We start from the raw sequence: 6,844 nt of genomic DNA on the forward strand, positions 1-6,844 counted from the left end.
ACGCCCAGTGATCCGGTTCGAGCAGGTCTCGGTCACCTACGGCGACGCCACCGCGCCCGCCGTCCAGGGGGTCGACCTGACCGTTCCCGAGGGGGAGCTGTGTCTCCTCGTCGGCCCGTCGGGCGTCGGCAAGTCGACCGTGCTCAACGCCGTCTGCGGGCTCGTCCCGCACTTCACCGGGGGCACGCTGAGCGGCCGCGTCACCGTCGCGGGCCGCGACACCCGCACCCACCGGCCGCGGGAGCTGGCCGATGTCGTCGGCACCGTGGGCCAGGACCCGCTGGCGCACTTCGTCACCGACACCGTCGAGGACGAGCTGGCCTACGGCATGGAGTCCCTGGGCCTGGCGCCGGACGTGATGCGCCGCCGGGTCGAGGAGACCCTGGACCTGCTGGGCCTGGCCGAGCTGCGCGACCGCGCGCTGACGACGCTGTCCGGGGGCCAGCGGCAGCGGGTGGCGATCGGCTCGGTCCTCACCGCGCACCCCCGGGTGCTCGTGCTGGACGAGCCGACGTCGGCCCTGGACCCGGCCGCCGCCGAGGAGGTCCTGGCGGTGCTGCAACGCCTGGTCCACGACCTGGGGACGACGGTGCTGCTGGCCGAGCACCGGCTGGAGCGGGTGATCCAGTACGCGGACCGGGTGGTGCTGCTGCCCGCGCCCGGCGCACCGCCCCGGACAGGCGCCCCCGCCGAGATCATGGCCGTCTCCCCCGTCCGTCCCCCGGTCGTCGACCTGGGCCGGGTCGCGGGCTGGTCGCCGCTGCCGCTGTCCGTGCGCGACGCCCGCCGCGAGGCGGGGCCGCTGCGCGAGCGGCTGGCGGACGCCGTCCCCGGGGAGCCCGGGACGTGGACCGCCGGGGCCGTCACCGTGAGCCCCGGCGCTCCCGCCCCCAGGGAGAAGCCGGCCCGCCGCTTCTCCTTCCGGCGGGTCAGGACCCCGGCCCCCGAGGCCGCGGCCCCCGCCGGTTCCCCGCTCGCGGTCGTCTCCGGGCTCACGGTCCGCCGTGGCCGTACCGAGGCGCTGCGCCGGGTGGACCTCACCGTCCGGCCGGGTGAGACCGTCGCGCTGATGGGCCGTAACGGGGCGGGCAAGTCCACCCTGCTGAGCAGTCTCGTCGGGCTGCACACCCCGGCCTCGGGCACGGTCACCGTCGGCGGCACCGCGCCGCACCGCGCCCGGCCGCGTGATCTGCTGCGGCACGTCGGGCTCGTCCCGCAGGAGCCCCGCGACCTGCTGTACGCGGACACCGTCGCCGCCGAGTGCGCGGCCGCCGACGGGGACGCGGGCGCGGCCCCCGGGAGCTGCCGGGCGCTGGTGTCCCGGCTGCTGCCCGAGGTCCCCGACTCCGTGCATCCCCGTGATCTGTCGGAGGGCCAGCGGCTCGCCCTCGCGCTGGCCGTGGTGCTGACGGCCTCGCCGCCGCTGCTGCTGCTCGACGAGCCGACGCGGGGGCTGGACTACGCGGCCAAGGCGCGGCTGGCGCGGATCCTGCACGCGCTGGCCGCCGAGGGGCACGCGGTGGTGCTGGCCACCCATGACGTGGAGCTGGCCGCCGAGCTTGCGCGGCGGGTCGTCGTCCTGGCCGAGGGGGAGATCGTCGCCGACGGCCCGTCGGGCGAGGTGGTGGTGTCGTCCCCGGCGTTCGCGCCGCAGGTCGCCAAGATCCTCGCACCGCTGCCGTGGCTGACCGTGCCGCAGGTCGCCCGCGCGTTGGAGGCCGGCGCGTGAGCGGGCGTACGGGAGCAGTACGCGCCGTGCGGCTGGGTCCGCGCTCGGTGGTGGCGCTGGTACTGGTGTCGGCCGTGGGGGTGATGGCGTTCGGCTGGCCGTTGCTCGCCGGCTCGGCCTCCGGCCTCGCGCACTCCCGGGACGCGCCGTGGCTGTTCGCCGCGCTGCTGCCGCTGCTGCTGGCCGTGGTGGTGGCGGCGATCGCCGACGGCGGGCTGGACGCCAAGGCCGTCGCGATGCTGGGGGTGCTGGCCGCCGCGGGCGCGGCCCTGCGGCCCCTGGGGGCGGGCACCGCGGGCATCGAGCCGATGTTCTTCCTGATGGTGCTGGCGGGACGGGTGCTGGGGCCGGGCTTCGGGTTCGTGCTGGGCTCGGTGGCGATGTTCGCGTCGGCGCTGCTGACCGGCGGGGTGGGTCCCTGGATGCCGTTCCAGATGCTGTCGATGGGGTGGGTGTCGATGGGCGCGGGGCTGCTGCCGGGGCCCGAGCGGCTGCGGGGGCGCGGGGAGCTGGCGATGCTCGCGGGGTACGGGGCGCTCGCCGCGGTCCTCTACGGGCTGGTGATGAATCTCCAGGGCTGGCCGTACCTCGGCGGAATGGCGTCCGGGGTCTCGTTCGTCCCGGGCGATCCGCTGCCCGACAACCTGGCCCGTTATCTCGCCTACTGCCTCGCCACGTCCCTCGGCTGGGACCTCCCCCGTGCCGTGGTCACCGTGGTCCTCACGTTCACCCTGGGGGGCACGATCCTCAAGGCCCTCCGCCGTGCCACCCGCCGGGCCGCGTTCGACGCGCCGGTGGCGTTCACCGGCCCGCCGTCCGCTCCCTGACCAGGCCCCGGCCGGTGCGGGCGGCCCGGGGCCCATACGCCGTCACCCGGTGAGCGGGAAGACGAGTTCCGGCCGTTCCCAGGTGATCTTGGGCAGGACGGCGGGCGAGGTGCCGGTGCGGACGGCGCCGACGCTGCGGTAGAAGCCCTCGGCCGGCGGGTGGGAGATCACCTTGACGCTCTCCAGCCCGGCGGCCCGGGCCCGTTCCTTCATGTGGGTGATGAGCCGGCGGCCCAGGCCGGTGCCCTGGGCGTCGTCGGCGACGAACATCAGGTCCAGCTCGGGCGGGTCGAGGATCAGGGCGTAGAAGCCCAGCAGCCGGTCGTCCGCGTCGGCGGCCAGGAAGACCTCGTGGCGGCGTATGTGGTCGGCGGTCACCTCGTACCCGGCGACCATGGCCGCGTAGCCGCCCTCGTACGCGCCCGATTCCCGCACCATCGCGGACAGCCGGGCCGCGTCCCGCGCGCCGGCCCGCCTGATCATGTGCTCCGTCATCCCCGTCCGTCACCTCGTGTGCCGCTCGGCGGCGTGCGGCCTGTTCCGCACGACGCCGATACGTAATACCTGTTAGGGCGAGAAGACTATTACAACTCCGGGGTGTGCGGTGCGGGAGGTGCGTCACACCCCTACAGCCGCTGGATGATCGTCCCCGTCGCCAGCGCGCCGCCCGCGCACATGGTGATCAGGGCGAACTCGCGGTCCCTGCGTTCCAGCTCGTGCAGCGCGGTGGTGATCAGCCGGGCCCCGGTCGCGCCCACGGGGTGGCCGAGGGCGATGGCTCCGCCGTTGACATTGACCTTCTCCAGGTCCTGGTCGAAGACCCGGGCCCAGGAGAGGACGACGGAGGCGAAGGCTTCGTTGATCTCGACGAGGTCGATGTCCTTGAGGGACATCCCGGCGCGGCCCAGCACGGCGCGGGTGGCGTCGACGGGACCGTCCAGATGGAAGTGCGGGTCGGAGCCGACCAGCGCCTGGGCGACGATACGGGCCCGGGGGGAGAGCTTGAGGGCGCGCGCCATCCGCTTGGAGGCCCACATCACGGCGGCGGCGCCGTCGGAGATCTGCGAGGAGTTGCCCGCGGTGTGGACGGCGGTGGGCATGACGGGTTTGAGACCGGCCAGCGCCTCCGTACTGGTGTCGCGCAGCCCCTCGTCCCGGTCGACGAGCCGCCACATGCCCTGTCCCGCGGCCTGTTCCTCCTCGGTGGTGGGCACCTGGACGGCGAAGGTCTCCCGCTTGAAGCGTTCCTCGGCCCAGGCCGCCGCGGCCCGCCGCTGGGAACGCAGGCCGAACGCGTCGACGTCCTCGCGGGTCAGGCCGCGCCTGCGGGCGATGCGTTCGGCGGCCTCGAACTGGTTGGGCAGGTCGATGTGCCATTCGTCGGGCCAGGGCTTGCCGGCGCCGTCCCGGGAGGCGCTGCCCAGCGGTACGCGGGACATCGCCTCGACGCCGCAGCCGATGCCGATGTCGATGACCCCGGCCGCGACCATGTTGGCGACCATGTGATTGGCCTGCTGGGAGGAGCCGCACTGGCAGTCGACGGTGGTCGCGGCGGTCTCGTAGGGCAGGCCCATGGCCAGCCAGGCGTTGCGCGCCGGGTTCATGGACTGCTCGCCGGCATGGGTCACGGTGCCGCCGACGATCTGTTCGACGCAGTCGGGCTGGATGCCCGTACGGGCGAGGAGTTCACGGTAGGTCTCGCCCAGGAGGTAGGCGGGGTGGAGGGTGGCGAGCGCGCCCCGGCGCTTGCCGATGGGGGTGCGTACGGCTTCGACGATGACGGGTTCCGCGGCCATGAGTGACTCGTCCTCTCCTCGTGCCACGGGCATCGCGGCACCCACGGCAGAAGAACTGGTACGCGTTCTAGTTCCGCGTAGTCTGGTGAGGGGCCCCATGCCGCGCAAGGGGTGTGCACCGCCGCCGCGGCGGCGCGGGGCCTGTCCGGCCAACTCCTCGCGCCGGGCGGAACGGCCGCTTCCCTCCCCCCGGGCACGGAGAACACCGTCGCGCCCCTTGCCAGTTGCGGGGCCCGTCACTACCTTCGCCGCCACATCTGATGTGCCGTCAGAGCGGCGGGGGCGCACCGCACTTCCCCGGGCGCCGCCCGCCCGGCGGCCCCGCACCGGGCGCGGGCCGAGGACGGACCGGAGCCGGACCGGACCAGGAGTGGCCGATGCCTTGCCCCGCGCTTCCCGAGGGGTTCGACCCCACCGATCCCGACGTCTACCAGTCCCGCGTCCCGCTCCCGGAGTTCGCGCGGCTGCGGCGGACCGCGCCGGTGTGCTGGATCGGCCAGCCGCACGGGGCCGCCGGGTTCGGCGACGACGGCTACTGGGCGGTGACCCGCCACGAGGACGTCAAGGAGGTGTCCACGAAACCGGACATCTTCTCCGCGCACCTCAACACCGCGATCATCCGCTTCCACCCGTCGATGCGCCGCGACCAGATCGACGTCCAGAAGCTGATGATGCTGAACATGGACCCGCCCGAGCACACCCGGGTCCGCCAGATCGTGCAACGGGGGTTCACCCCGCGCGCCGTACGCGGCCTGGAGGACGCGCTGCGCGACCGCGCCGTCCGCATCGTCGAGGCGGCCCGGGCGCGCGGCGCGGGGGACTTCGTCCGGGACATCGCCTGCGAGCTGCCGCTACAGGCCATCGCGGAGCTGATCGGCATCCCCCAGGACGACCGGGCGCGCATCTTCGACTGGTCCAACAAGATGATCGCCTACGACGACCCGGAACTCGCGATCACCGAGGAGGTCGGCACCCGCTCCGCCGCCGAACTGATCTCGTACGCGATGAACCTCGCCACCGAGCGCAAGGACTGCCCCGCCGGGGACATCGTCAGCCGGCTGGTGGCGGCCGAGGACGAGGGCAATCTCGGCACCGACGAGTTCGGCTTCTTCGTGCTGCTGCTCGCGGTGGCCGGCAACGAGACCACCCGCAACGCCATCACCCACGGGATGCACGCCTTCCTCACCCACCCCGGCCAGTGGGAACTGTTCCGGCGCGCGCGCCCGGACACCGCGGCCGAGGAGATCGTCCGCTGGGCGACGCCCGTGGTGGCCTTCCAGCGCACCGCGACCCGCGACACCGCACTGGGCGGCGTGCGCGTCCGGCAGGGGCAGCGGGTCGGCGTCTTCTACTCCTCCGCCAACCACGACCCCGAGGTCTTCGACCGGCCCGAGGTCTTCGACATCACCCGCGACCCCAACCCCCATCTGGGCTTCGGCGGGGGCGGTCCGCACTTCTGCCTGGGCAAGTCGCTGGCGATCCTGGAGATCAACCTGATCTTCCGCGCCATCGCCGACGTCCTGCCGGGCATCTCCCTGGCGGGCGCGCCGCGCCGGCTGCGCTCGTCCTGGCTCAACGGCGTCAAGGAGCTGCGGGTCCGCTACGGGTGAGCCGTTCCGGGCAAACGGGGCGGCAGTCGGCCGAAAACCATCGGTCCCGCAACCTTGCCGACATCCTTGCGCCCCTTTACATTCAACTCGCCGGTAACACCCGTCAGTTGCCTTCCCCGGGGACGGCCGACTGCCCGTTCCGGCGTGCCGTACGCAGGCCCCGCTCCGCCCGATCCCCCCACATGCTCGCAGCGCGACCCACCGCTCTCGAAGGGGAGACACGTCATGAAGGACGCACACGGCAGACCCGTCACGGGGCGCATCAGCAAGAGACGATTCGCCCTGTTGTTCGTCCCGGCGGTCGCCGGTACCGCGGCCCTGGCCGTCGCCCTGGCCAACGGGGCGGTCGCCGCCTCGTTCGCCGTCTCCGGCCAGCAGTTCAAGGTGTCCGCCAACAGCCTGACCGGCGACGGCTTCGCCCAGTACGGCAGTGTCGACGCGAACGCCAGGGGCGATCTCCTGCCGGTCGCGGTCACCGCCATCAAGACGGCGAAGATGGAGCGCCTGTGCCAGTCCGTCGTCACCCATCTGCCGGTGATCGGCGACATCTCCCTCAAGCTCAGCGCCGGTACGGGCAGCACGCCCGTCCAGGCCACCGACCTGTACGTGGACGCCACCCAGCTGGCGGGCAACGCGTCCTTCCACGCCATCGAGATCGGCCGCGACGCCTCCACCCTGGACAAGGGCCCGGCGGACGCGCGTGGTCTCCAGGACCTGTTCGCGCAGCAGGCCGACGACGTCCGCATCACCAACCTGCGGCAGACCGCCTGGTCGACCAATGCCGGAACGTTCAAGCTCGCCGGGCTGGACATGAAGCTCTCCAAGGGCAAGAAGGAATGCTTCTGACATGGCGGCCGCCACTGGCCCGGAGGCCGAAGGCCG

Annotated in this window: 6 protein-coding genes; 4 read left to right on the forward strand and 2 right to left on the reverse strand. The window is 73.3% G+C overall.

What is annotated here, in order from left to right; genetic code table 11:
• Window positions 1-7 precede the first annotated feature (7 nt).
• Window positions 8-1,729 (forward strand): ABC transporter ATP-binding protein, encoded by a 1,722-nt coding sequence (locus tag AC51EU_RS24890; protein WP_496269309.1) that lies wholly within the window; start codon window positions 8-10, stop codon window positions 1,727-1,729.
• On the forward strand, window positions 1,726-2,556 hold the full coding sequence (locus AC51EU_RS24895; protein ID WP_496269304.1) for an ECF transporter S component: 831 nt from the start codon (window positions 1,726-1,728) through the stop codon (window positions 2,554-2,556). Before AC51EU_RS24890 ends, AC51EU_RS24895 begins: the two co-directional genes overlap by 4 nt.
• Before the next feature lie 42 nt (window positions 2,557-2,598).
• On the opposite strand, the gene AC51EU_RS24900 is transcribed toward AC51EU_RS24895, so the two are convergent.
• Together AC51EU_RS24900 and AC51EU_RS24905 are read right to left on the reverse strand one after the other, a co-directional pair.
• Complete coding sequence (locus AC51EU_RS24900) at window positions 2,599-3,051, reverse strand: GNAT family N-acetyltransferase (protein ID WP_496269305.1); 453 nt, start codon at window positions 3,049-3,051, stop codon at window positions 2,599-2,601.
• Window positions 3,052-3,182: 131 nt separating this feature from the next.
• Window positions 3,183-4,352 (reverse strand): steroid 3-ketoacyl-CoA thiolase, encoded by a 1,170-nt coding sequence (locus AC51EU_RS24905; RefSeq protein WP_496269306.1) that lies wholly within the window; start codon window positions 4,350-4,352, stop codon window positions 3,183-3,185.
• A gap of 377 nt (window positions 4,353-4,729) precedes the next feature.
• On the opposite strand from AC51EU_RS24905, the gene AC51EU_RS24910 reads away from it, so the two are divergent.
• Both AC51EU_RS24910 and AC51EU_RS24915 read left to right on the forward strand, forming a co-directional pair.
• A complete protein-coding gene (locus AC51EU_RS24910; protein ID WP_496269307.1) occupies window positions 4,730-5,962 on the forward strand; it encodes a cytochrome P450 in 1,233 nt (410 codons plus the stop codon).
• Window positions 5,963-6,187: 225 nt separating this feature from the next.
• Window positions 6,188-6,808: a DUF6230 family protein gene (locus AC51EU_RS24915; RefSeq protein WP_496269308.1), complete on the forward strand. Its 621-nt coding sequence runs from the start codon at window positions 6,188-6,190 to the stop codon at window positions 6,806-6,808.
• Window positions 6,809-6,844 lie beyond the last annotated feature (36 nt).

The sequence above is a fragment of the Candidatus Streptomyces philanthi genome, assembly GCF_059553635.1.

Excerpts from the sequence above, each read along its gene's own strand:
- AC51EU_RS24900 (WP_496269305.1), bottom strand. The coding sequence starts at position 3,051 with ATGACGGAGCACATGATCAGGCGGGCCGGCGCGCGGGACGCGGCCCGG.
- AC51EU_RS24905 (WP_496269306.1), bottom strand. The coding sequence starts at position 4,352 with ATGGCCGCGGAACCCGTCATCGTCGAAGCCGTACGCACCCCCATCGGC.
- AC51EU_RS24910 (WP_496269307.1), top strand. The coding sequence starts at position 4,730 with ATGCCTTGCCCCGCGCTTCCCGAGGGGTTCGACCCCACCGATCCCGAC.
- AC51EU_RS24915 (WP_496269308.1), top strand. The coding sequence starts at position 6,188 with ATGAAGGACGCACACGGCAGACCCGTCACGGGGCGCATCAGCAAGAGA.